General features: G+C 64.0%; 21 protein-coding genes and 7 tRNA genes. 2 read left to right on the top strand and 26 right to left on the bottom strand.

What is annotated here, in order from left to right:
* Positions 1–56: 56 nt before the first annotated feature.
* The 6 genes from rpmF to AC3LCN_RS04805 are packed head-to-tail and all read right to left on the bottom strand — an operon-like array spanning position 57 to position 5,838.
* Positions 57–260, bottom strand: coding sequence for a 50S ribosomal protein L32 (rpmF, locus tag AC3LCN_RS04830; protein ID WP_488648950.1), 204 nt, complete (start codon positions 258–260; stop codon positions 57–59).
* A gap of 53 nt (positions 261–313) precedes the next feature.
* Positions 314–853 (bottom strand): YceD family protein, encoded by a 540-nt coding sequence (locus AC3LCN_RS04825; protein ID WP_488648949.1) that lies wholly within the window; start codon positions 851–853, stop codon positions 314–316.
* Positions 854–856: 3 nt separating this feature from the next.
* Positions 857–1,372, bottom strand: a complete 516-nt coding sequence (gene coaD / locus AC3LCN_RS04820) for a pantetheine-phosphate adenylyltransferase (protein ID WP_488648948.1) — start codon at positions 1,370–1,372, stop codon at positions 857–859.
* Complete coding sequence (gene rsmD / locus AC3LCN_RS04815) at positions 1,365–1,967, bottom strand: 16S rRNA (guanine(966)-N(2))-methyltransferase RsmD (protein ID WP_488648947.1); 603 nt, start codon at positions 1,965–1,967, stop codon at positions 1,365–1,367. Before rsmD ends, coaD begins: the two co-directional genes overlap by 8 nt.
* Positions 1,964–4,141 (bottom strand): ATP-dependent DNA helicase RecG, encoded by a 2,178-nt coding sequence (locus AC3LCN_RS04810; protein ID WP_488648946.1) that lies wholly within the window; start codon positions 4,139–4,141, stop codon positions 1,964–1,966. Before AC3LCN_RS04810 ends, rsmD begins: the two co-directional genes overlap by 4 nt.
* Positions 4,138–5,838 (bottom strand): DAK2 domain-containing protein, encoded by a 1,701-nt coding sequence (locus tag AC3LCN_RS04805; RefSeq protein ID WP_488648945.1) that lies wholly within the window; start codon positions 5,836–5,838, stop codon positions 4,138–4,140. The genes AC3LCN_RS04810 and AC3LCN_RS04805 overlap by 4 nt, the downstream gene beginning before the upstream one ends.
* A 160-nt stretch (positions 5,839–5,998) precedes the next feature.
* On the opposite strand from AC3LCN_RS04805, the gene AC3LCN_RS04800 reads away from it, so the two are divergent.
* On the top strand, positions 5,999–6,193 hold the full coding sequence (locus tag AC3LCN_RS04800) for a L28 family ribosomal protein (RefSeq protein WP_445844463.1): 195 nt from the start codon (positions 5,999–6,001) through the stop codon (positions 6,191–6,193).
* A 13-nt stretch (positions 6,194–6,206) separates the two neighbouring features.
* On the opposite strand, the gene AC3LCN_RS04795 is transcribed toward AC3LCN_RS04800, so the two are convergent.
* From AC3LCN_RS04795 to AC3LCN_RS04755, 9 genes are read right to left on the bottom strand one after another with little or no spacing between them, the layout of a single operon-like run.
* Positions 6,207–6,887 (bottom strand): ribulose-phosphate 3-epimerase, encoded by a 681-nt coding sequence (locus AC3LCN_RS04795; protein ID WP_488648944.1) that lies wholly within the window; start codon positions 6,885–6,887, stop codon positions 6,207–6,209.
* The gene (gene rlmN / locus AC3LCN_RS04790; protein ID WP_488648943.1) at positions 6,884–8,101 is read right to left on the bottom strand and encodes a dual-specificity RNA methyltransferase RlmN; all 1,218 of its coding nucleotides are present in this window, start codon (positions 8,099–8,101) and stop codon (positions 6,884–6,886) included. Before rlmN ends, AC3LCN_RS04795 begins: the two co-directional genes overlap by 4 nt.
* Entirely contained in the window at positions 8,098–9,108 is a 1,011-nt protein-coding gene (locus AC3LCN_RS04785; RefSeq protein ID WP_488648942.1) for a methionyl-tRNA formyltransferase, read from the bottom strand. The genes rlmN and AC3LCN_RS04785 overlap by 4 nt, the downstream gene beginning before the upstream one ends.
* Positions 9,041–9,592: a peptide deformylase gene (gene def / locus AC3LCN_RS04780; RefSeq protein ID WP_488648941.1), complete on the bottom strand. Its 552-nt coding sequence runs from the start codon at positions 9,590–9,592 to the stop codon at positions 9,041–9,043. The genes AC3LCN_RS04785 and def overlap by 68 nt, the downstream gene beginning before the upstream one ends.
* A 19-nt stretch (positions 9,593–9,611) precedes the next feature.
* Positions 9,612–12,041 carry a replication restart helicase PriA gene (priA, locus tag AC3LCN_RS04775; protein WP_488648940.1) on the bottom strand — a complete coding sequence of 810 codons (2,430 nt, stop codon included), beginning with the start codon at positions 12,039–12,041 and terminating at the stop codon, positions 9,612–9,614.
* Positions 12,038–12,661, bottom strand: a complete 624-nt coding sequence (gmk, locus tag AC3LCN_RS04770) for a guanylate kinase (protein WP_488648939.1) — start codon at positions 12,659–12,661, stop codon at positions 12,038–12,040. Before gmk ends, priA begins: the two co-directional genes overlap by 4 nt.
* 2 nt (positions 12,662–12,663) lie before the next feature.
* Positions 12,664–13,605: an RluA family pseudouridine synthase gene (locus tag AC3LCN_RS04765; RefSeq protein WP_488648938.1), complete on the bottom strand. Its 942-nt coding sequence runs from the start codon at positions 13,603–13,605 to the stop codon at positions 12,664–12,666.
* A complete protein-coding gene (gene lspA, locus AC3LCN_RS04760; RefSeq protein ID WP_488648937.1) occupies positions 13,602–14,072 on the bottom strand; it encodes a signal peptidase II in 471 nt (156 codons plus the stop codon). Before lspA ends, AC3LCN_RS04765 begins: the two co-directional genes overlap by 4 nt.
* A complete protein-coding gene (locus tag AC3LCN_RS04755; RefSeq protein WP_488648936.1) occupies positions 14,069–17,377 on the bottom strand; it encodes an isoleucine--tRNA ligase in 3,309 nt (1,102 codons plus the stop codon). Before AC3LCN_RS04755 ends, lspA begins: the two co-directional genes overlap by 4 nt.
* 79 nt (positions 17,378–17,456) lie before the next feature.
* Between AC3LCN_RS04755 and AC3LCN_RS04750 the strand changes: the two genes are divergently transcribed.
* Complete coding sequence (locus AC3LCN_RS04750) at positions 17,457–19,094, top strand: LCP family protein (RefSeq protein ID WP_488648935.1); 1,638 nt, start codon at positions 17,457–17,459, stop codon at positions 19,092–19,094.
* A gap of 14 nt (positions 19,095–19,108) precedes the next feature.
* Here AC3LCN_RS04750 and AC3LCN_RS04745 read toward each other — a convergent pair whose 3' ends face one another.
* The 11 genes from AC3LCN_RS04745 to AC3LCN_RS04695 all read right to left on the bottom strand — a co-directional run bounded on the left by AC3LCN_RS04745 (position 19,109) and on the right by AC3LCN_RS04695 (position 22,106).
* Positions 19,109–20,047, bottom strand: a complete 939-nt coding sequence (locus AC3LCN_RS04745) for a branched-chain amino acid transaminase (protein ID WP_488648934.1) — start codon at positions 20,045–20,047, stop codon at positions 19,109–19,111.
* 21 nt (positions 20,048–20,068) lie between these two features.
* A complete protein-coding gene (gene rpsR, locus AC3LCN_RS04740; protein ID WP_488648933.1) occupies positions 20,069–20,338 on the bottom strand; it encodes a 30S ribosomal protein S18 in 270 nt (89 codons plus the stop codon).
* Between the two features lie 32 nt (positions 20,339–20,370).
* Positions 20,371–20,811, bottom strand: coding sequence for a single-stranded DNA-binding protein (locus tag AC3LCN_RS04735; protein WP_488648932.1), 441 nt, complete (start codon positions 20,809–20,811; stop codon positions 20,371–20,373).
* A 3-nt stretch (positions 20,812–20,814) separates the two neighbouring features.
* A complete protein-coding gene (gene rpsF, locus AC3LCN_RS04730; RefSeq protein ID WP_445844726.1) occupies positions 20,815–21,231 on the bottom strand; it encodes a 30S ribosomal protein S6 in 417 nt (138 codons plus the stop codon).
* A gap of 119 nt (positions 21,232–21,350) precedes the next feature.
* Positions 21,351–21,427 (bottom strand) — tRNA-Cys (locus AC3LCN_RS04725).
* 10 nt (positions 21,428–21,437) lie between these two features.
* A tRNA-Gln gene (locus AC3LCN_RS04720) sits at positions 21,438–21,511 on the bottom strand.
* 29 nt (positions 21,512–21,540) lie between these two features.
* Positions 21,541–21,616: transfer RNA gene (locus tag AC3LCN_RS04715), tRNA-Gly, on the bottom strand.
* Positions 21,617–21,632: 16 nt separating this feature from the next.
* A tRNA-Phe gene (locus tag AC3LCN_RS04710) sits at positions 21,633–21,708 on the bottom strand.
* Positions 21,709–21,811: 103 nt separating this feature from the next.
* Positions 21,812–21,887, bottom strand: a tRNA-Val gene (locus AC3LCN_RS04705).
* A 39-nt stretch (positions 21,888–21,926) separates the two neighbouring features.
* Positions 21,927–22,011: transfer RNA gene (locus AC3LCN_RS04700), tRNA-Leu, on the bottom strand.
* 8 nt (positions 22,012–22,019) lie between these two features.
* Positions 22,020–22,106 (bottom strand) — tRNA-Leu (locus AC3LCN_RS04695).
* Between the last annotated feature and the right edge of the window lie 19 nt (positions 22,107–22,125).

Here is a 22,125-nt window from a genome sequence, read left to right as displayed (position 1 = left end):
CCACCCATTGCATCGAGGGCGAGGCGGACAGAGCCGCCCGACGCGCTCATTGCGAGTTAGGCGTCGGCGACGTCCGCGTCCGGCGCAGGTCGGCGGATGACCTCGCGGCCGCGATAGGTTCCGCACTCCAGGCAGGCATGATGCGCACGCTTGACGGCGTTGCACTGTGGGCAGCGGTCCATCGTTGGGAGCGTCAGGGCATGGTGCGAACGTCGGTCACCCTGACGTGCGTGCGACTTCTTCCGCTTAGGTACGCCCATGTTTTTTGACCTCGCTCGTTGGCGCCCGACTGGGCGCGCCTTGGAGGGGAATCCTACCCGATCGGCGCGCCTTCGTCCCCTTCAGGGGTGAGGAGGGCCGCGAGGCCAGCCAAACGAGGGTCTAGCCCCCGCTCGGGACAGGCGCTGGCGGGGTGCTCCGCGCCGCAAAGTCCGCAGCGCTCTGGGCAGGGTGGCGCACAGAGCAGCACCAGGCGACGTGTGAGATCGAGCGCCTCCATGGCGAGGCGACCAACGTCGACACTGTTCCCCTTGCCGATGAGGAGGGCCCCCTCCGTCGCATGCCGGGACTCAAGTGCCTCCTCGTCGATTGGGGCGTTCAGCTGCGCTATTGCGGGGGCGAGGCAGCGTCCACAGGCTCCCTCCTGGCTGCCGCGCAAGGCTCCAATAATTCGCACGCCGCGATTGGTTCGGTCGATTCGCACCTGGACCGATGCACTGAACTGCTCATCTCCGATCCGATCCTCGACCGTAAATGGTTCAAGGGTGAACGTGCCCCCCGCAGACTCGGCGAGAAGCGGTGAGAGATCAACGGGGTAGAGAGGCGGCACCAACGCCGCCGATTCGCTCTCCACCAGTTACACCTTCGACGCTCGTCGTCGTGCGGCGGCGGTGAGGACGGGGACCACGGCAGCTGGCACGAGTCGGTCGAGTGGTCCGCCATAGCGGGCAACCTCGCGAACGAGCCGGCTTGAGGTAGAGGCGTGCTCAGGCGCTGTCATCAAGAAGGCGGTCTCAATCTCAGGGGCGAGCAGGCGATTGGCGTGCGCCATGCGCAGTTCGGCCTCAAAGTCGGAGCCGGCGCGGAGACCACGAATAATCAGGGTTGCTCCCGCTTCGGCAGCGACGCGGACGGCGAGGTTAGATGCGGAGAGGATCTGCACTCGGGCGCTTGTAGCGCCGAGCTCAGCGTCAATCACGCTGCGCAGAAGAGCGGTGCGTTCACCAAGGGTGAGGAGTGCCTCTTTATCGGAGTTCGGCAGGATTGCAACAACGAGGCGATCAGCTATCGCAAGGCTGCGACGGATCAGGTCGATATGGCCAAACGTCACGGGATCAAAACTGCCCGGATAGAGCGCCACTCGTTCACTCATTGCCAACCTCCGCTCGCGCTGTCTCGGTGCGTTCCAGCAGATCTACGCAACTGTCGCCGTAGATCAGCGTTCGAACACATCGTAGTCCCTCAGGGAGCGCTAGGGGAAAGTTGCTCGTTCGCGTGCGCCCGGTGAGCGCAAGGAGCCCATCGTCGACGAGCGGGCCGCCAGGGGCTGCACAGCGTGCCAGGATCCCCTCCGCCAGCGCGGCGTCGTCGTAGGGGGGATCGGCAACGATCAGATCGAAGGAGGCACCTGGTGCCTCAAGGGCGACCAGCGCATCGGCGCCCTTGAGGCTCGCCCGATCGGTGAGTTTCAGCGTCGACAGATTCGCCTGGATGATGGCAACCGCATCGCGTGATCGCTCAACGAACAACGCATGAGTAGCACCGCGACTCAGCGCCTCAATGCCAACCGCGCCACTTCCCGCGCAGAGATCGGCGAATCTCGCCCCAACGATTCGCGGCTCAAGTACCGCAAAGAGTGACTCGCGCACTCGATCTGTCATCGGCCGGGTGCCGGCTGGCGGTACCGCAATGCGTCGACCACGATGGTCACCCGCAATGATTCGGAGGGTTCCCTCCTTTGCGGTCATACCGGCGCACTCTCGGTAAGCGCCGCGCCCGTCACCCGCCCAATCGGCCAACCGCGTGCATACGACTGCACGAGGAGCGCTGCCTCGCCCTCTGCCTCGCCGTGCTGATCAAGCAGTCGCTCAGCCTCCGTTCGCGCAACAAGAGCGAGGGCTCGATCTTCGGCGCGGGCCAACGTTGCAATGCGCAACGGCGGGAGGCCGCTCTGCGACGTTCCGAGAACACTCCCCTCCCCGCGTAGCGCGATGTCTTGCTCTGCGAGCAGGAACCCGTCACGGGTTGACTCGATCGCCTGAAGCCGCGCAGCGGCAACCTCATCATCACTGTCGCTCACCAGAATGCACCACCCCTTATCGCCACCGCGGCCGATACGACCGCGCAACTGATGCAGGGTCGCCAAACCGAATCGCTCGGCCTCGAGGATCACCATCACACTGGCGGCTGGCACATCAACGCCCACCTCAATCACCGTGGTGCCGACGAGCACGTCAGTTTCGCCAGCAACAAATGCCTGCATGGCGACGGTACGCTCAGCGGCGCGCTGCTGCCCATGAACAACGCCGATACGACGATGCGGGAGGCGCTCGCGCAGCAGCTCCGCCTGGGCCTCAACCCCCGTTGCGCCACCCTCGTCAGTATCATCATTGAAGGTGGTCCCCTGCTCCGGTTCGCCGCCTGCCTCGGCATCGGCAATGCGCGGGACGACCACAAAGGTTTGTCGGCCAGCCTCTGCCTCCTCGTCAACAAAGGTCCAGACACGCTCCATATCGGCGCTGGTGCGGATCGCGGTGCGGATCGGCTGGCGTCCCGCGGGGAGCACTCGCAGCTCCGACGAGGCGACGTCGGCGTAGAGGAGCTGCGCGATGGTGCGCGGGATCGGCGTCGCAGTCATCAGGAGCAGGTGCGGTTCGCGTGAAGCTTTAGAGAGGAGCTTTGCCCGCTCCTCCACCCCGAAGCGGTGCTGCTCGTCAACGATGACAAGGCCGAGTGAGGCGAATTGCGTCCCCTCAGCGAAGAGGGCGTGGGTGCCGATGACCAGCGCTGCGCGGCCGCCAGCGGCCGCTGTGCGCGCCGCTCGGCGTTCAGCGACAGGCGCTCCGCCCAACACCAGCGCCACCTCAATGCCGAGTGGGGCGAGGAGTCGCTTCGCCGTCGCAGCGTGCTGACGGGCCAACAGTTCGGTCGGTGCCAGGAGGGCGCTCTGATGCCCAGCGGCCGCCGTGGCGGCGGCGGCAACGAAGGCGACCGCAGTCTTACCGGTGCCCACATCGCCCTGCAGGAGGCGCAGCATCGGCGACCCCGTCGCAAGGTCGGCAAGGATCTCATCAATTGCGCGCCGCTGATCGCCCGTCCACGGTGTCTTGCTTTTTGATGTGGTCCCACCAATGCCGCCCAAGATTGCGGACTCGATCGTGGCTCGTTCCGTCTTGGTTGGCGTAATGCTGAATGCACCCCCACCGGCGCGCCGCCGACTGCGATGCACGAGCGCAATCTGCACCGCGAGGAGCTCATCAAAGGCGAGGCGGCGCAGAGCCGCATCACGAAGGTCAAACTCCTCTGGCCAGTGCAGCGCCTCAATTGCCTGCGCGAGCGGCAAAAGGGCGTTTCGCGACCGCACCGAATCGGGCATCGGATCAACAAGGTTGGCGCCGAATTGATCGAGAAGCGTCCGCACCGCCCGACGCAGGCTCAGCGCCGTTACACCACGAGTTAGTCGGTAAATGGGAACGATGCGACCGGCGCTGACCTGGTCTCCCCCGCCCACCGGGCTGAACTCTGGGGCTTCAAGTTGCGTCGTCCACCCCATCGCCTTCACGCGCCCGGTGGCCACGATCATGGTTCCAACCGTAAGTCGACGCTCAATGAATCGTCGCCCGTACCAGATGGCATCAACCGCTCCTGAGTCATCGACGAGTGTCGCGATCGTGCGTTGTACCCCACGACGCCACGTCTTCTCAACGCGGAGGTCGGTCACGCGCGCTGAGATCGTCGCGCTGCTCCCTCCGGCAAGTTCCGCGATCGGTGTGATTTCGCGGCGATCCTCATAACGACGAGGTAGGTAGGTGAGAAGATCGGCAACGGTGGTGACACCCAGTTTCGCTAGGCCACGAAGAAGACTCGAGCCACCAGGGAGGGCAAGCCCCTTCAGCGGGAGTTCGCCTGGGTCGACGGTCACTCCAAACTCACGAGCACCCGTTCGATTGGTTGGCCACCGCGCTGTAGGTCAACCTCGACCCCAGCGATAGCACCACGCACCGCGCTCACAAACTCGGTGGCCTGCTCGTCCGAGACGTCGGCGCCAACGTAGAGGGTGATCAGCTCCGCTGACTGACCCGCGAGAGCCGCAACGATCGACTCAACATCGCTGCTCCCCGTTGCAATGATCCCGTCAACTGGGTCGAGCGCCATGATCTGGCCGGCCTTAACCGCCACGCCACAAACAACGGCATCGCGCACAGCCTCAACGACACGGAAGGTGCGTGCGGCAGCACGAGCCGCCTCCATGCGCGGGACGAGCTCCTCAAGCGAGAGTGACGGGTCCCACGAGAGGAGTGCGGCGATCCCTTCGGCGGCATTGCGCGTCGGAATGACCACGACGTTCGCCGCAGAGAGATCGGCCGCCTGCCGTGCCGCCAGCACGATGTTGCTGTTGTTCGGTAGAACGACAACGAATTCGGTGCCAGCATGGGCGATCGCCGAGGCAATCTCCGCGGCGGACGGATTCTCTGTCTGACCGCCGTGAACGATTTGCGACGCGCCGGCCGATCGCAAGATATCGCCGAGGCCAGCTCCCGCGGCGACGGCAACGATTGACGTTCCACGACCAAGCGACGCAGCTGCAGGGCGTGCGGAGGCGGCAATTGGCCCATCGGCCAACTGGTTGAATGCGGCGTGTCCGGTTGCTCGCTCTGCGCTCTGCTGGTCAAGATTCTCAATCGTGACGGCACGCACATCGCCGAGGCTGATCCCATACGCCAATGCCTCGTCGGGTCGAAGGTTGTGCACGTGCACCTTGCAGGTCGACTCGTCGCCCGCAACCAACACGCTCTCCCCGATCGTCTCCAGGTGCGCCCGAATTGCGTCGAGGTCGAGTGGCGCTGTTGGTGAGCTCAGGATGAAGACCGTCTCGTAGCCGAACTCTGTTGGAGCGGCAGGCGCCGGCGCGACGGGCGCGACAGCATTGGCGGGCATAGAGGGCGAAGTCGAGGTGCTGCGACGCTCCGCGTCGACAGTGCCGCGTGACGGCGCAACCGAGGGCACATTGGCAATCCCTTCGAGGATAAGCTGCAGCCCTGCGCCGCCAGAGTCGACGACGCCAGCTTCGCGGAGAACGGCCAGCAGGGTGGGTGTCTTCTCTACAGAGATGCGTGCGGCGGCGGCGATATGCTCGAGGAATGGGCGCAGCTCGGATGCCCCCTCCGACTCCTTCATCGCTGCAGCGGCCACCTCACGTGCCACGGTAAGGATCGTCCCCTCTGTTGGCGTCGCCACCGCCGAGTAGGCGTGCAACACACCGAGTGAGAGCGACTGCGCGATCTCGGTTGCCCGGGCGCGCTGGCGGCCACGTACCGCCTGCGGGAGTCCACGGAGGATTTGCGAGAGGAGGACGCCAGAGTTGCCGCGCGCACCAAGCAGGGCGCCACGTGCCACCGCTGCACTCACCTCGTCGATCGCGGTGACCCCGGTAGCCAGCGAGGCATCACCCTCAGCGATGGCGGCCTTCAGGGTTGCCAGCATGTTGGTCCCCGTGTCGCCATCGGGTACGGGGAAGACATTGAGGGCGTTGACCTCCTCGACGCGGCTCTCCAGGCGGTCTAGGCCCGATCGAAGGGCAGCCATCAGCTCGACGCCGTCCCAGCTCTTGCGGCTCATCTCGGGGTGACCCCTTCGGTTGCTTCGATCCGAATCGTGCGACTCATGCGGGCTCCCTCCCTTGGCCGAGCCTGGGCAAGGCTTCGGACGTACCTGCTACGATACGGCACGAACGACGGGCGTGTCCCACTGGGAACCCCACCACGTAAGGAGATTAGACATGGCTCGCTTCTGCACCCTCTGCGGCAAGGATTCGATCGCGGGTTTCAACCCACAGTCGGTCGGGATGAACCGCGTCCGAGCCCACCGCCGCTTCCGCGCCAATCTGCAGCCAACCGTAATTGCCGTTGGAACGACCACGAAGCGCGTCCTCGTCTGCACCCGCTGCCGTCGAACGGCCAGCAAGGGCGCCTAAGTCGATCGCGACCCTAACGGGTCGCCGACTCCCGGATCGCTGCAACCGCCCCGCGCATTGCGCTGGAGCCCTGCGCCGAGAAGAGCGCGCTGCCGACAACCAGTAGATCTGCCCCGTCCCGCGCTGCGCCTCCCGCCGTTGTGGCGTTGATGCCGCCGTCCACATGGAGTGGCAAGGGGTGCCCATCTCGCTCACCGACAAGTGCTCGGATCGCAGCCATGCGCGCTGCCGCCTCAGGTCGATACGACTGCCCGCCGAATCCCGACTTCACGGTCATCACGAGCGCGAAGTCCAGCTGCTCGCGAAATGGAACCAGTGACTCAATCGGCGTATGGGGGTCAAGTGCCAGTCCGGCGCGACCGCCGCTGTCACGAATCGCGTCGAGCGTCGCGCGGTGCTGGTCTGGGGACTCGACATGGATCGCGACCGATTCACAGCCCGCATCTATGTAACGCGTCGCCCAGAGCCCCGGCGAGAGCACCATCAGGTGCGCATCAAACGGCAGCTTCGTGGCGGAACGCAGCGCCTCAACGGTCGCAAGGCCGAACGTGAGGTTTGGCACGAAGTGGCCATCCATGATGTCGAGGTGAATGCGGTCGACACCCGCCACCTCTGCCGCCTGCACCGCCTCGCGGAGCGCCCCGAGGTCAGCGTTCAAGATACTCGCGGCGATTTCGATGCGCGCACCGCTCATGCATCACCGCCAAGTGGGCCAGATGGTGCGATCGGTTGTGCGGTGCGCTGCCCTTGGAGGGCTGCGGCACTTGCCGCGACCAGCAGCTCACGTCGACGGGCGACGGCGATCGGTGTTGGAGCGCCGGCCTTCTCGGCGGCGAGCTGACCGCATGCGGCGCCCGCCTCGCGGCCGCGATTGCGACGGACGGTCACGGTGAGACCAGCCGCGCGGAGCTGATTCGCGATCTGCTCGATGCGCTGCGGTGTGGACTCCTGCCACGGGGTATGCGCAACGGCGTTCATGGGGATCAAGTTCACATGCGCGCCGCTCCCCCGCAGCAGTGAGGCGAGTGCCGCTGAATCCTCCGCTCGGTCATTGATGCCGTCGATCATCGTGACCTCGTAGGTGGTGCGGCGCCCCGTTGCGCGCGAATGTCCATCTGCAGCGGCAATCACTGCCTCCACTGGCCACTTGCGATTGAGCGGCACAAGAAGATCGCGCAGGGGGTTGCGTGCCGCATGCAGCGAGACGGCTAGAGTGATCTGTGGGCGCTGCTTGGCGAGTCGCTCAATCCCCGGCACGACGCCGCTGGTCGAGACGGTGATACGGCGCTGCCCGATCCCACCCCGCGCTGGATCGGTGAGCCCATCAATAGATGCAAAGACGGCATCGATGTTCTGCAGTGGCTCCCCCATCCCCATGTAGACGACGTTGGTCAGCTCGCGTTCCTCGGTGCGGAGGATCTGGCGCGCGATGCGCACCTGGTCTTGGATCTCGCCCGCGCTGAGATTACGGGTGAAGCCGAGTTCACCCGTGGCACAGAACGGGCAGCCGACCGCACATCCCGCCTGGCTAGAGACGCAGACGGTGGCGCGTGGCCCTGAGCCTCGGCGTGGATCGGCGGGAGAGCGCATCAACACCGCCTCGACTTTCGCGCCATCGGAGAGGGTTAGCAGCAACTTTGTGGTGGCGCCATCTTCGGCCTCTTGTCGCTCAACCTCATCAAAGGCGCTGAAGCGAATCTCGTTTGCTAGGCGCTCTTGGAGCGGCTTTCCGAGTGTGGTCACCTCACTCCAGGAGGTAGCCACTGAGCGCCACGCGCCGTCGAGAACCTGAGTGACGCGATAAGACTCGGCGCCGAGGTCGCTCATCCGCGCCGCGAGCTGGTTCACATTGAGGTCAGAGAGGCTGAGGGGCCGCTGCGATCCTGCTGTTTGCTCGGTGGGTCTCATTCGGCGATTCTCCCATGCGCGGCGAGTTCTCCCTGACGCCCTCGCGCGAACTCCCCTCCTGTCATGCTCTTGCCACCAGCGGGGGTCACGCGATCAAGGCGAATCGTTCCCCCGGGAAGGCCGAGCAGCAGCGTGTCGTCGTGCAGCTCAAGACCCCCTGGGGCGACGGGAGCGCCTCCCTCTGCCGGGCTGACGCTCGACAGGATCAGCCGATTGACCAGGCCCGGGATCTCGGCCCAGACGCCTGGCCATGGCTGATACGCCCGCCACATGCGCAGCGCCAACTCGGCGGTCGTCCCTGCGCCGATGCGGCCATCTGCACGGCCGAGGCGCGTCGTCTGCGTCGCACCATCAACGCTCTGAGCAACTGCTGCATCACTCCCCTGCAGCCATGTTGTCAGCGTGTTTGCGATGCCCACAGCGACGAGTTCGGCGAGTTCCGCCTCAAGTTCTGCAGCTGTCACATCGCGGCGCGGTCGCAGATGCTGCACCGTAATGATTGGCCCTGTGTCGACCCCTTGATCCATCACAATCGTGGTCACCCCCGTCTCGCGGTCGCCAGCGAGGATCGTTGCGGGGACCGGGCTTGCACCACGATGTCGCGGAAGGAGCGATGGGTGCAGATTGACGATGCCGCGCGGGTAGTGATCTAGGAGCGCCGCAGGAATGATCTGACCGAAGTCGGCGAGGAGTGCCGCCTCCGCACCGACCGATTTGATCCTTTCAATTGCTGCCGTGTCCCGAACCTTGGCGGCATGTTCAACCTGCAGTCCGGCGTCGCGTGCCCAAGTGTCGACTGGGGTCGGCGAGAGAGCACCTCTTCGACCGGCGGCGCGTGGTGGCGCCGTCACCACAGCGGCGATTTCAAAACGGGGGTCCGATGCAATGGCGCGGAACGATGGGACGGCGAATCCGCCACTGCCAAATAGGATCAGACGACTACTTGTGACTATGCCCTCGCAGCGCCTTGCGGCGCCGTGCAACCACGGCGGCCTCAGGTGAATCATCTGGCTCCTCGTCGTCGTCCTCATCGACGGCGATGAGCTGATCCATGGAGTCGAGGTAATCGATGTAGAGAGTGCCGGCGAGGTGGTCCAGTTCATGCTGCACGGCGCGCGATAAGAACCCCTGCTCGCTAAACTTATATGGGCGGCCGTTGCGATCCTGCGCCTCGACCCAGACACGCTCTCTTCGCGTAATCTCGGCGACGTATCCGGGAATCGAGAGGCAGCCCTCAAGGTCGGTCTGGTCGCCGGTGTCGCGCACGATGCGTGGGTTTACCAGCTCGTAGGTCTTCCCCTTCGCCTCCACAACGGCGACGTTCATCGGCTCACCCAGTTGTGGAGCGGCGAGTCCGACCCCTGGCGCGGCGCGCATCGTGTGGGCCAGATCATCAAGCAGCGAGTGCAGCAGCTTGCCGAAACTCTCCACGGGCGCGCCAGGGAGGCGCAGCCGCGGGTCACCGAGGAGCAGGATCGGACGAACACTCATGGCGAGATTCTAGCAAGCGCTACAGGAGCGTCTCTGGGTCCACATCTACCGTGAGGTCGCGTCCACGGATCAGTGGGAGATACGGCTCAATGCTCACGGCACGAAGGATCAAGTTCTCCCGCCAGCGCCCAGCCCGCCGCGGTACCCATGCGGGGATCGGGCCGAGGATGCGCGCCTGCTCGTCGCCTCCCGCTGTGGCAGCGGCACGGAGGGTGGCTGCCAACCCCTCGATGCTGCGGCGTGCCGCAGCCGCTGTTGCCGCCGCCGCACTGACCTTGATCGTGCGCAAGAATGGCGCGCCACCAGCCGCCTTCCGCAACCCGATCTCGCGGGCACGCCAGGCTTCGACACTCCCCCCGCGGGCGATCTCCACGGCCGCCGTGATCGCGGGGTCCTCGGGGCGATAGCTTTGAATGACCGCCACGCCGGCCTCTGAACCGCGTCCGAGTCGCCCTACCGCTTGAACGACCAGCGCCACTGCGCGCTCCGCCGCCCGCTCGTCGGGGAGGAGGAGGCCCGTATCAGCTGAGACGATGCCGACCAACGCCAACGCCGGCAGGTCAAGCGCCTTGGCGGCAAGGGCGGTGCCGACGAGAATCTGCGTGCGACCACTACGGAACGCGTCAAGAATGCGGTCGCCAGAGCCGATCGCCGATGCCGCATCTGCGTCGAGCCGATCAACAACAACGTCGGGGAGCGCCGCGCGCACCTCGGCCTCGAGGCGTTCGGTGCCACCACCCAAAGCGCGGATGCGTGCCCCACCACACGAGGGGCAGCGGGTGAGTGGCTCCGCTGCAATGCCGCAGCCGTGACAGCGCAACAACGATCCGGCGCTATGAAGCACCAACGGCCGCTCGCATGAGGGGCACGATTGTGCCGCACCGCAGTCACGGCAGAGCAGGGCCGAGGCTAAGCCACGGCGGTTAATGATTAAGAGCGCCTGTGATCCCCCACTCCAATCCAGCGCAGTGAGGCGCTCGAGCAGCGAGCGGCTCATCATGCCGCGCCACCCATCGGCGAGCTCTTGCCGCAGATCGATCACCTCAACTAGCGGGGCTGGGGTACGTCGCGTCAATGTGAAGCGGCGCCAGCCCTCGATCTCGGCGCGCGCCAGCGACTCAACTGCAGGGGTAGCGCTCAACAGAAGCGTTGCGGCGCCAGCAAGGCGTGCCAGCTCACGCGCCGCTTCACGCGCATGCAGTCGCGGTGTGCGATCAGATTTATAGGCACCCTCGTGCTCTTCGTCCACAACAACAAGTCCAACCTCGTCACGCAAGGCACCGAGGGCGACGCGCGTACCAACAACGAGATGCGGTCCCGGCTCAAGGAGTCGGTCGTGTGCATCGAGGCGCTCACCAGCACTGAGGCCTGAGTGGATCGGCTCGGGCGCGCCACCAGCAGCGGCGAGCATGTCTGCAGCGATCGCCACCTGCGCCGCCTCTGGCACCAGCCAGAGCACCGATCGACCACCGGCGATCATCCGCACCGCAGCATCGGCGGCCACGCGGCTCTTTCCAGAGCCAGGTGGTCCATCGACAAGCAGCGTCTCTCCCGCCGCACTGCGAGCACACACGGCATCGGCAATCTCACGCTGCACACTAGTCAGGGTGATCTCGGACCCCGCGCCATCGACTGGCGCGCTTCGACGATCGGCATGCCGTCGCTGGATGCGCCGAACCTCAAGTTGCACAGCGCCAGCATCGGCGAGTCGGCGCGCCATTGGAAGGCCACCCGGGAGTGCACTCGCGGCGATCCAAGGATCATCACTGCGTGCCGCTGCGGTGAGCTGCTCCACTGCGGCAACCTGTCGGCTACCGAGACGCATCGCCTCCAGGATCGCAGGGGCAACATCCGTGATCAACGAGGCGAAGGTCGTGTCGAGGCTCTGCGCACCGCGACGTACCAGTGACCAGCGACGCTCCACCTCGCCAAGTAGCTCCAGTTGGCGCAGGCTCTTCAGCGTTGTTGCGCGTGTCTTGCCGCGAGCCCCTGTGAGACGCTCCACAGCGACCCACTCCGTGCCGAGCCCAATGCGCGCAGAGGTTTCGCTCGCCTCACCTATCCTGCGCGACTCCAGCACGACGGCGTCCAACGCTCCAGCGGGGAGGAGCGATCGCACGGAGGTGGCGATCGGAGCGGCCCAACGCGTTGCAATGGTCTCCGCGAGCGACATGAGCAGTGGGGTAACGAGCGGCGCGCTGCCGAGTCGGCCCTCAATCGGTTTGAGGGTGATCCCCACTGGCGGCCGATCGGTTGGATCGAGTGCCACCACAATGCCAATCGCGCGCCGTCCGCCAAACGGCACGATCACGCCATCGCCAACGGTGGCGTGGGTCACGCCGCCGGCAAGGTAGTCATAGAGTCGCTCGCCAGGAGCTCCGGGCACATCGACGGCAACGCGAACGACCGTCATCGGACAGACCACGTGAGGCTCGGCGCCCCCGGTCACACCGAAATCCGACGCTCCGGGTGCTTCGCACGCTCGGCGAGGACAATCTTCTCGACCTGAGCCGCGGCCTCCTCGGGATAGCCAGTCTCGTTCAACACCAGGTAGTCATACTCCTGCGCGCGTTCCATCTCCGTAATCGCATTCCGCGCACGCGTCACTAGCTCATCGGCAGTCTCGGTGCCACGACCGGCGAGGCGCTCCGCGAGCGCCTCTGGGGATGGGGGTGCGACAAAGATGAGGATCGCTTCTGGGATCACCTTGCGCAGGCTCCGCGCACCCTGCACATCGATCTTGCAGAGCGCGTCTTCCCCACGGGCGAGGGCGCCGCGCACCTCATCGCGTGGGGTTCCGTACGAGCGATCGTGCACGGTGGCCGCCTCAAGGAGTTCGCCAGCGGCGTTCAGGGCGTCAAACGATTCGCGACTCTGAAAGTGATAGTGGACGCCGTCCATCTCGCCGGTGCGGGGTGGTCGGGTGGTGCAGGTGACGACGTAGTGGAAGGTTTGACCTACTGGACGTCGGCGCAGCTCGTTGATGATGGTGTCTTTGCCCACGCCGCTCGGCCCGGAGATCACGATCACCTGAGCTCCTGGTTCACCGGCTCGTCGTTGTGGCTCCATCACTACTCCCCTCTGCTGGAGTGCAACCGTAGCGCATCAAGGGGCGCCTGCAGGTCGGCGGGGAGCTCGGCCTCTAGGCGCATCAAGCGCCCATCCCGCGGGTGAGCAAAGACGATCTTCCAGGCGTGGAGGAAGAGGCGCGTTGTTGCATCAGGACCGCGTCGGCTGGTGCCGTTCCCATAGGTTGGGTCTCCGGCGATCGGGTGTCCAATCTCCGTCAGGTGCACGCGAATCTGATGGGTGCGTCCGGTGATGAGGTCAACCTCGAGCAGTGTCCACCCTGGGAATCGCTCGCGAACTCGGTACCCCGTCGTCGCCTCGCGACCACCGGCAACCACCGCCATCCGCTTGCGCTCGTTCGGATCTCGCCCAATCGGCGCCTCGATGCGACCAAGTTCGGCTGCGACCGAACCTTGTACCAGCGCGAGGTAGGTTTTCTTGATGCGCCGTGCCTTCAACTGCGCCATCAGGCTGAGCTGCGCTACGTCGCCCTTCGCGACGATCAGCAGCCCGCTGGTGTCTTTGTCGAGGCGATGCACAAGCCCGGGACGTGCAACGCCGGCGATTCCAGGCAAATCTTCAACATGGTGCAGCAGCGCATTCACGAGCGTTCCAGTTGCATGCCCCGGTGCCGGATGCACCACGAGGCCTGCAGGCTTATTCACCACCACGATGTCCTCGTCTTCGTATACCACGGTGAGCGGAATATCTTCGGCGAGCACCGTCGTTTCGCTCACCGGTGGAATCACAAGGTGCAGTGTCTGCCCCGCAACGAGCGTGGAGCTGGCACGCACGATGAGACCACCCATTGTGAGATGGCCCTCAGAGATGAGTCTCTGCACAAACGAGCGAGAGAGCCCGCTCCTATCTGCGACAAACCGATCCGCACGCTGCCGCGCCGCCTCGGGCGGGATCGGCAGATCTAGCTCACGTGCCTCACTCATGAGCGAACCGTACTACGGGAGCGCCACAAGGTATCCACCAGCAAGATCACGATGCCAAGGCTGATCCCTGCGTCGGCGATATTGAACGTCCAGAATCGCAGGCTCCCCACTCCGAGATCGATGAAATCAAGCACGTAGCCGAATGTCAACCGATCAATCAAGTTACCGATTGCACCACCAGCGAGAAGGCCAACGCCGACCGTGAGGGGCGTCACTTGAGGGAGTCGTTCGCGCTCGTGGTAGATGAGTAGCGCAAGAATGACCCCGATGCTGAGGAGAGCGAGGAGCGGAGCGCTTCCCTGCAGAAGGCCGAAGAGGCCGCCACGATTCTCGCCACGGATGATCTGCAGGAACGAACCGATCAGCTGATGCGGAGTACCGAGATCCATGCTGTTCACCAGCATCTTTGATGCTCGATCAACGGCAATGAGTGCAAGCGCAATGAGTGCGAGTGTGGCGCGCCTCATCCGGCCGACCGACGGAACGAGAAGGCCGTTTCGCCGAAGGAGAGATCAATCTGATCCGTCACCTCACCGGCCGTGGCACCAAACTCGATCGAGCGCGCACCGACACTCTGCGTGAGCTGCTCTGTGTATGGGGTGAGCGATCTCGCTGATTCCGGCAGATACAGGCTGATCGGATCACCGATCTGCAACCCAGCACGCTTTCGTAGATCCTGCACCGCGCGGGAGAGTTCTCGGACGTCACCCTCTGCGACAAGTTCTGGTGTCAGAGCGGTCTCAAGCTCAACGACGAGACCATCCCCTTCTGCAACGAAGCCTCCTTCGCGTGGGATTGCCTGGATTTCGATCTCATCTGGTGCGAAGTCAAGGCCCACAATGCGAACGGCGCCGCCATTGAGGAACTCAACGTCGCCAGAGCGCGCTGCGGCGAGCACCGCCTGCAACTTGCCGCCTAGTCTCTTTCCGACCTTCGGCAAGAGCACCTTCACCTTGCGCTCAAAGAGGCCGGAGGCATCGGTGACCGGCTCCACTCGCTTGACGTTCAGCTCGTCGGCAAGGATTTCGAGCAGCTCAGCGTGTGGGGTTTCGCCACCGAAGACTACGCGAGCGAGCGCGAGCGGCTGGCGTGTACGGATAGCGGCAGCGCTGCGCACGGAGCGCCCCAGTTCCGCGGCGCGAATCACTTGGCTCATAGAGTGCTCAAGCGCCTGGTCGCGCCAGCTCTGCACGCGTTCGCGCGGCCACGGCTGCAGATGGATGCTGCTGGTCGCACCGTCAGCCACAAGATTGGTATAGATAGCGTCGGTCAGCATCGGAGCAATGGACGATGCCACCTGCAGCAGCGTCAGCAGCGCCTCATGAAGGGTGGCGAAGGCATCGTTCCGATCCGCCTCACTGGTGGAGGGGTCAAAGCGATCGCGTGAGCGACGGAGGTACCAGGTGGAGAGCTCGTCAATCGCTACCTCCAATCGTGCCACGGCAGACTGGGCGTCATAGCCCCGAAGTGCCCCCTCGACGATTGCAACAAGATCAGCGGTGCGACTCAGAATCCAGCGGTCCATGGCGCCCCTATTGGCCACCGGGCTCGCCGCGCCGCCAGGGCGCCAGTTAGCGCTGTTTGCGTAGCTGATGTGGAACGCGTAAACGTTCCAGAGCACGAGGAGCTTGCGGCGTGCCTCGTCCGCACCATTCCAGCCAAAGTGCACGTTCTCTTCGGGGCGCGAGCCGGCGAAGAGCCAGCGCATCACATCAGCACCCATGCGGTCGGCCGCCTCATCAAATTCAATCGAGTTGCCCCAGCTCTTGTGCATCTGGCGACCATCTTCCGCGATCACGAGCCCGTATCCGAACACAGTCTTCGTGGGCTCGCTCCCAACCATCACCGTTGACATGGCGAGCAACGAGTAGAACCAGTTGCGAAACTGACCAGGGAAACTTTCCGTAATCAGATCCGCGGGGAACCAGCGCTTCCAGTAGTCGGGGTCGCTGCGATAGCGCATGGTTGAGAGCGAGACGATGCCAGCATCAAGCCACGGATTACCTACGTCGGGGACGCGCTGAACTTCGCCACCGCACTTCGCGCACGCGATGCGAACCTCATCAATGTATGGCCGGTGCGGGCTGTGGCCCGCCAAGGCATGAAGCCCAATAACGGCGCGCCCCTCAAGCTCCGCGCGGGAGCCAAGAACCTCTACAGCGCCGCAACCTTCACATTCATAGATTGGCAGCGCAAGTCCCCAATAGCGCTTCTTGGAAATCATCCAGTCGCTCATGTTGCGAAGCCAATCAAGCTCGCGATCGTGGCCAAATGATGGGAGCCATGAGATGTTGTCGACAACGTCCATGATCTGATAGCGCAGGCTCCCCGCCTTCTCGGCGGCGGTCAGCTGCTCGCGTGGCTTCTCGTACGTAGCGCCCATGCTAATAAACCACTCATCGACGAGGCGGAAGGCGAGCGGCGTCGCGCAGCGCCAGCAGTGCGGATATCGGTGCGTGATCTTCTCTCGTCGCAGCAGGCTGCCGCTCTGCTCAAGCGCAGCAAAGACGAGGTCAGCAACAGCGAGCCAATCCTTCCCGCTGAGATCTTCGAATCCCGGAAGGTAGGTGCCACTCTCGTCAATTGGCGCAATCATCTGGAGGCCTTCGGTGATGCAGAGAGCATGGTCCTCGCTACCGCACGCAGGGGCGATGTGCACGATGCTGGTCCCCTCCTCCGCGCCAACATCACTCCACGAGATAACGCGGTGCGCGGCCCCGTCGGCACCGAGTGCCTCCGTTACGGCTGGGGCGGCATCAAACGTGGCGCGATAGCGCCATCCCACGAGCTCGCTCCCCTTCTTCGTATCAAGGACCTTGGCGCGAGGGGCACCACCACCGAGTGCGGTGACGCGGCGCGTTGCGCCAATCCACATCTTGCGTCCGTCGAACTCCACCAGTTCATAGGAGAGTGTTGGGCTCACCGCAGCAGCGACGTTGGCCGGAATCGTCCACGGCGTCGTTGTCCAGGCCAGGAGCTCTTCGCCAGGGCGATCGACGAGAGGGAAACCGAAGTAGGCGGATGGGTCGTCACGATCGGCATACCCCTCCGTCATCTCGTGCTGGCTGATACCCGTGCCGCACCGTGTGCACCACGGCATGCTGTCACTCCCCTTGTAGAGCCAGCCGCGGCGGTTGCATTCGGCAAGGAAGCTCCAGATCAGGTCGTTGTTCTCATCCGAGAAGGTGAAGTACGAGCCTCCGACCTCAGGCGAGCCGAGTTGTCCGATCAGGCTCTCTGGCGTTCCGCGCACCTCTCCCGCGGTGCCAGCAATTGCAATCTCACGCTCCGGTGCATCGCTGAGTGCGTCGCGCAGGCGCAGGAGATCCGCTGGGTCGTTCCAATCCATCCACATACCGAGCCGGATCGACTGCTCGGTCTGTCGCGCGGCGTAGGTGAGCACACGCTGCTTGCAGAGTTGGATGAATTCAGCCAGGCCGCGCTCCTCGATCTGTCGCTTTGAGGTGAGCCCGAGCTCTTTCTCAACGTTTACTTCGACCCAGAGGCCTTGGCAGTCGAACCCTTGCTGCCAACGTAGTTCGTGTCCGAGCGACGCACGGAAGCGCTGGAAGAGATCCTTATAGGTGCGGCCCCAGGCGTGGTGGACGCCCATCGGATTGTTAGCGGTGATTGGGCCATCAAGGAATGACCAGGGTTCGCCGCCCGCCGTTTGCGTGCGGAGGCGCTCAAACGTTCCCTCGGCGCGCCAACGCGCCAGCATCTGGTGCTCCAGGCTGATTAGGTCAGGCTTCGAATCAACAGGATTGAACATTCAGAGGAGCGTGCCACGCCACCTCCGACATGGCAAACGGGGGGCACCCCCTTCCCCATGAGGCGGTATGGTTCCCGTTATGAGCCAACCCCTTGAGACTCCGCGACGCTCAGCCTTCGCCGCGGCTGTCTTTTCACTCCTCGTGCCAGGGTTCGGGCACCTCTACGAGCGGCGTTGGCGAGCGGCACTCCTCTTCCTCGCACCGCCCATCCTCCTCCTCGCCCTCGTGGGCGGCATCATTGCCGCAGATGGCCTGCCAGGCCTCGTGGGGCTCCTCATCACCCCCTTCGGACTGAGCGCCGCGGGCGTCCTCAACATTCTCCTTGCGGTTTGGCGTGGTGTCGCAGCCGCTGACGCATGGCGCGGGGCCGTGCAGAGAGAGAGTGGCCTCCGTGCCATTGGCACCTCGTTTGCTGGCCTCGCCCTCTCGCTCGTGGCCGCCCTCTCGCTCCACCTCATCCTGGGCGGTTATGTCGCCACGGCATCTGAGCTTGTCGGCGGCATCTTCTCATCTGGCACCGAGATTCCAGGCGCGACACCCGCACCGCGCTGGGATGGGAAGGAGCGCCTGAACGTGCTCCTCGTCGGGATTGATCAGCGTGGCAACAGCGCATCCTTCAACACCGACACCCTGATCGTCGCCAGCGTTGATCCGGTCAATGGAACGGTCACGATGTTCAGCATTCCACGCGACACGGTCGATTTCCCAGTTCCCGCGAGCGCCCAGCGGCTGTACGGAGCAACGTACGGCAACAAGATCAATTCCTACTACGCGTCGGCGAGCCGACATCCTGATGTCTTCCCAGATGGGCCAATGCCCGCCCTCCGCGAGATGCTCGGCACCTTCTACGGCATGACGATTGACTATTCGCTCATGGTGAACTTCTCCGGCTTTCAAGAGATCGTTGACGCGCTCGATGGCGTACGAGTCACCGCACGTAATCCAGTCACCGACGACTCGTATCCGATCTCTAGCGGCAAGCACACGCGCATTCACATCCTCGCTGGTGTGCACGCGATGGATGGCGCAGAAGCGCTAATCTTTGCCCGATCGCGACATGGCAGCTCGGACTTTGACCGTGCCGCCCGACAGCAACAGGTGATCTCTGCGATTCGAGCCCAGAGCGACATGGCGGCGATTACTCGGAACCTCCCCTCGCTCGCAGCTGCGCTCAAGGACTCCTTGAAGAGCGACTTCCCACAACAGGATCTGCCGCTCCTCTTAGACCTCATCGCGCAGATTGACGCTGGGAGCATCCGCAGCATCGTCTTCACACCGCCGACCTACCAGACCGTCGGTTCCGACTCCCGTGGATACATCATCACTCCGGATGTGGCGAAGATCCGCGCAGCCGTGCTCAACGCCTTCGCCGCACAACCAACGAAAGAAGAGCGTGAGGCCGATGCCATTGCCAGGGAGGCGGTACGCATTTGGGTCCTGAATGGCACTGGGCGAATGGGTGAGGCGGGAGTCCTCGCTGCAGCGCTCACCCGGGCCGGACTTGATGCCTCAGCGCCAACTGCGATCACCCCCGGCGAGATCGGCCTGCTCAAGACGCGATTCATCGTCTACAACGGGGCCGAACAGCGAATGCCCGTCTCCCTTGCCTTGCTTGAGCAACTCCTCGGCATGAAGGCGACGTTGATTGACGACCAGACCGTTACGGTCGATGTAGAGATCATTACTGGCGCCGACGTGCCCACCGTCACCCCGTAGGGGCGGCGCCCGGTTTAGTAGATCGGCGTGAGCCAGTGCTTGTAGGCAGGTGCCTTACCGCGCACGGCATCAAAGTAGCGGCTCTGAATTCGCTTCGTCATCTCACCCATCGCCCCGGTTCCAACGGTACGGTGATCAACTTCGATCACAGGAGATACCTGCGCACCAGTTCCTACGAGGAAGATCTCGTCGGCGATGTAGAGCTCGCTGCGGTCTATCTGTCGCTCAACCACTGGGATTCCAAGCTCTAGGGCAATTTCGATGACTCCCGCCCGGGTGATTCCCTCCAGGATGTCATCGTTCGCGCCAGGGGTGACGAGCTTTCCACCACGCACCATGAAGAGGTTCTCGGCGGAGCCTTCCGAAACCTTCCCCGCCTCGGTGAGCACGATCGCCTCATCAAAGCCGTTCAGCCCCGCCTCGCTCTTAGAGAAGGCGCTGTTCACGTAGTTGCCTGCGATCTTGGCCCGCGCTGGGATGGCTAGGTCAGAGGTGCGGCGCGTGGCGACGGTTGCGCAGCGGATCCCCGTCGCGGTGTCGATGTAGTCACCGAACGGGACAGAGATGACGTAGAGATCATTCTCTAGGCCGTGAAGCTTGACGCCAATCGCCTTTGTGCTCTTGTAGACACTTGGCCGAATGTACACGTCCTCTTTGAACCCATTACGCTTGAGTAGCTCGACCACGATCCCTTTCAGCACCTGCACATCTGGGAGTGGATTCATGAGCAAGATCTTGCAAGAAGAGCGCAGCCGCTCCAGGTGCTCGGTGACCTTCAGCGCGTAGAGCTGCTGCTCGTCCGCGTTCCAGTAGGCGCGAATCCCTTCAAAGGTGGCCGTGCCGTAAAGGAACGCGTGCGTCATCACGCTCACCTTCGCATCGGCCAACGGTCGGAAGTCGCCCTCTAGGTATGCGAGTATCCCGTCGTGTTCGTGGCCTGCGCTCTCTGCCATGAAGCCCTCCCCTACCGGATCCTAGCCCTGGTGCTGCGGTGCGTACGGCAAGAGCGCCATCTGCCGAGCGCGCTTGAGCGCTCCGGTGACTTCACGCTGATGCTGCGCGCAGGTGCCGGTCTTGCGACGTGGCTCAATCTTGGCGCGGTCCGAAAGATAGCGGCGGAGACGATTGATCTCCTTGTAGTCGATGTAGCCCTGCTTGTCGCTGCAGAACGAGCAGACGCGGCGTCGTCGCCCTGCGCCGAACTTGTCATCACGCTTCTTGAATCGCTTTGGTGCCTCAGGCATGGTGTGCTCCTCTCAATTCGATGTTGTTGGGTTTAGAACGGAAGGTCGTCGAGATCGCTCGGCGCCGACTGGCTGCTCTCCTCTGGAGCGCCCTGGCTCGGCCCAGCCGACCTAGGCGCCCGTGGAGCGTTCGGATCAGCGTCAGGGTTTCGGTCAACGATGACGACTTCGCTCGCGAGGATGTCGAGCGCGACGCGCTTCTCCCCCTCTTTCGAGTCGTACAGGTCAACCTGCAGACGACCCTCGGCGTAGACTTTGCGCCCCTTGCGGAGCCACTCAGCCAGCTTCACCGATCGCTCACCAAACATGATGACGCGATACCAGGTGGTCTTATCTTCCCAGTCACCACCAGCAGCCTTGCGGCGCTCGTTCGTGGCAACACGCATCTCAAGGCGCGGCTTGCCATCGGCGGTGTACTTCAGCTCTGGGTCGGCACCAAGGTTTCCGATGATGCTGATCTTCGCGAACGACATGGACTACTCCCCGTCGGCTGCAGCGGCTGCTGCAGCTGCGGCGGCGATTTCGCCCTCGGTGTCATCGGCGTCAAGCTCGAGTCGCGCCGGCGTACCACCATCAAGGTTGAAGTCGCGAAGTGCGGCGGCACCCTTACGCTCGTCGCGGATCACCAGGTGACGGAGCACCTCTTCGGTGATCAGGAGCACGCGCTCAATCTCGGCGATTGCCGATGCGGCAACTTCGAATACGTAGATCTGGTAGACGCCGTCCTTGGCGTGATCGATCTCGTAGGCCATGCGGCGGCGGCCCCAAGCGACGTCCTTGAGGATTGTTCCGCCCTGCTCAGTGATGGAGCGGGTGGTGCGCTCGAAGATCGCCTTCGTGCGCTCTTCCGTCACATCGGGACGGAGAATCAACATGAGCTCATAGCGGCGCATTGGCCACTCCTTCCTATGGATTCGCCCCGGTGCGCCCTACGCGACTTGCGTAGTGGGCCGGAGCCGAAAGGCAGCCGTGAGTGTAGCAGGGGGTGCGGGGGGCTTCAACGGTGGGAAGTTGGAGGCGACGGCCGGATTCGAACCGGCGAATAGGGGTTTTGCAGACCCCCCCCTTAGACCACTTGGGTACGTCGCCCTGTGTGTGCTGGCTGCCCCTCGAGGATTCGAACCTCGGTTCACGGATCCAAAGTCCGCTGTCCTACCACTAGACGAAGGGGCAACGACCCCTCGAGTCCCCAAATGAGGGAGTGGAGCGGAAGACGGGACTCGAACCCGCGACCTTCACATTGGCAATGTGATGCTCTACCAACTGAGCCACTTCCGCGCCGGTCAACCTTTAGTGGTGCCGAGAGCCAGATTCGAACTGGCGACACCGCGCTCTTCAGGCGCGTGCTCTACCAACTGAGCTATCTCGGCCCGACGCCCGCAGCCACGCGAGCGTACGCACCAACGGCGGCAAGGATACCCTCCCCCGCCGAGGGGCGCAACGAGGCACCCAGGGGGAGGCTAAAGGGGGTGCTGGTGGGCGGTGAGGGGCTCGAACCCCCGACCCCCTCGGTGTAAACGAGGTGCTCTACCAACTGAGCTAACCGCCCGGGCGCGGCTGCGGCCCTTGGCCGTCAGCAGACAAGATGTGGTGCCCAGACCGGGACTTGAACCCGGATGACTTGCGTCATACGCCCCTCAAACGTACGCGTATACCAATTCCGCCACCTGGGCACAGGTGCTGGTATCGAGGAAGGGACTTGAACCCATACGTCCTTGCGGACACTGGCTCCTGAAGCCAGCGCGTCTGCCAATTCCGCCACCTCGACCCGTTCGAACCCCCTAATC

It is taken from the genome of Candidatus Limnocylindrus sp. (assembly GCF_040397215.1).
Classification (GTDB): domain Bacteria; phylum Chloroflexota; class Limnocylindria; order Limnocylindrales; family Limnocylindraceae; genus Limnocylindrus.
The sequence above is the reverse complement of the archived record's forward strand: the minus strand, read 5'-3'. Positions and strand labels throughout refer to the sequence as shown.

Bases quoted from the DNA above. Each gene is read 5' to 3' on its own strand.
- rpmF (WP_488648950.1), bottom strand. From the start codon at position 260: ATGGGCGTACCTAAGCGGAAGAAGTCGCACGCACGTCAGGGTGACCGA.
- AC3LCN_RS04795 (WP_488648944.1), bottom strand. From the start codon at position 6,887: ATGAGCGGTGCGCGCATCGAAATCGCCGCGAGTATCTTGAACGCTGAC.
- rpsR (WP_488648933.1), bottom strand. From the start codon at position 20,338: ATGCCTGAGGCACCAAAGCGATTCAAGAAGCGTGATGACAAGTTCGGC.
- AC3LCN_RS04765 (WP_488648938.1), bottom strand. From the start codon at position 13,605: ATGAGTGAGGCACGTGAGCTAGATCTGCCGATCCCGCCCGAGGCGGCG.
- AC3LCN_RS04785 (WP_488648942.1), bottom strand. From the start codon at position 9,108: ATGATTCACCTGAGGCCGCCGTGGTTGCACGGCGCCGCAAGGCGCTGC.
- coaD (WP_488648948.1), bottom strand. From the start codon at position 1,372: ATGAGTGAACGAGTGGCGCTCTATCCGGGCAGTTTTGATCCCGTGACG.
- AC3LCN_RS04750 (WP_488648935.1), top strand. From the start codon at position 17,457: ATGAGCCAACCCCTTGAGACTCCGCGACGCTCAGCCTTCGCCGCGGCT.
- lspA (WP_488648937.1), bottom strand. From the start codon at position 14,072: ATGAGGCGCGCCACACTCGCACTCATTGCGCTTGCACTCATTGCCGTT.
- rsmD (WP_488648947.1), bottom strand. From the start codon at position 1,967: ATGACCGCAAAGGAGGGAACCCTCCGAATCATTGCGGGTGACCATCGT.
- AC3LCN_RS04745 (WP_488648934.1), bottom strand. From the start codon at position 20,047: ATGGCAGAGAGCGCAGGCCACGAACACGACGGGATACTCGCATACCTA.
- AC3LCN_RS04735 (WP_488648932.1), bottom strand. From the start codon at position 20,811: ATGTCGTTCGCGAAGATCAGCATCATCGGAAACCTTGGTGCCGACCCA.
- rpsF (WP_445844726.1), bottom strand. From the start codon at position 21,231: ATGCGCCGCTATGAGCTCATGTTGATTCTCCGTCCCGATGTGACGGAA.
- def (WP_488648941.1), bottom strand. From the start codon at position 9,592: ATGAGTGTTCGTCCGATCCTGCTCCTCGGTGACCCGCGGCTGCGCCTC.
- AC3LCN_RS04805 (WP_488648945.1), bottom strand. From the start codon at position 5,838: ATGAGCCGCAAGAGCTGGGACGGCGTCGAGCTGATGGCTGCCCTTCGA.
- gmk (WP_488648939.1), bottom strand. From the start codon at position 12,661: ATGGAGCCACAACGACGAGCCGGTGAACCAGGAGCTCAGGTGATCGTG.
- rlmN (WP_488648943.1), bottom strand. From the start codon at position 8,101: ATGAGACCCACCGAGCAAACAGCAGGATCGCAGCGGCCCCTCAGCCTC.
- AC3LCN_RS04755 (WP_488648936.1), bottom strand. From the start codon at position 17,377: ATGTTCAATCCTGTTGATTCGAAGCCTGACCTAATCAGCCTGGAGCAC.
- AC3LCN_RS04800 (WP_445844463.1), top strand. From the start codon at position 5,999: ATGGCTCGCTTCTGCACCCTCTGCGGCAAGGATTCGATCGCGGGTTTC.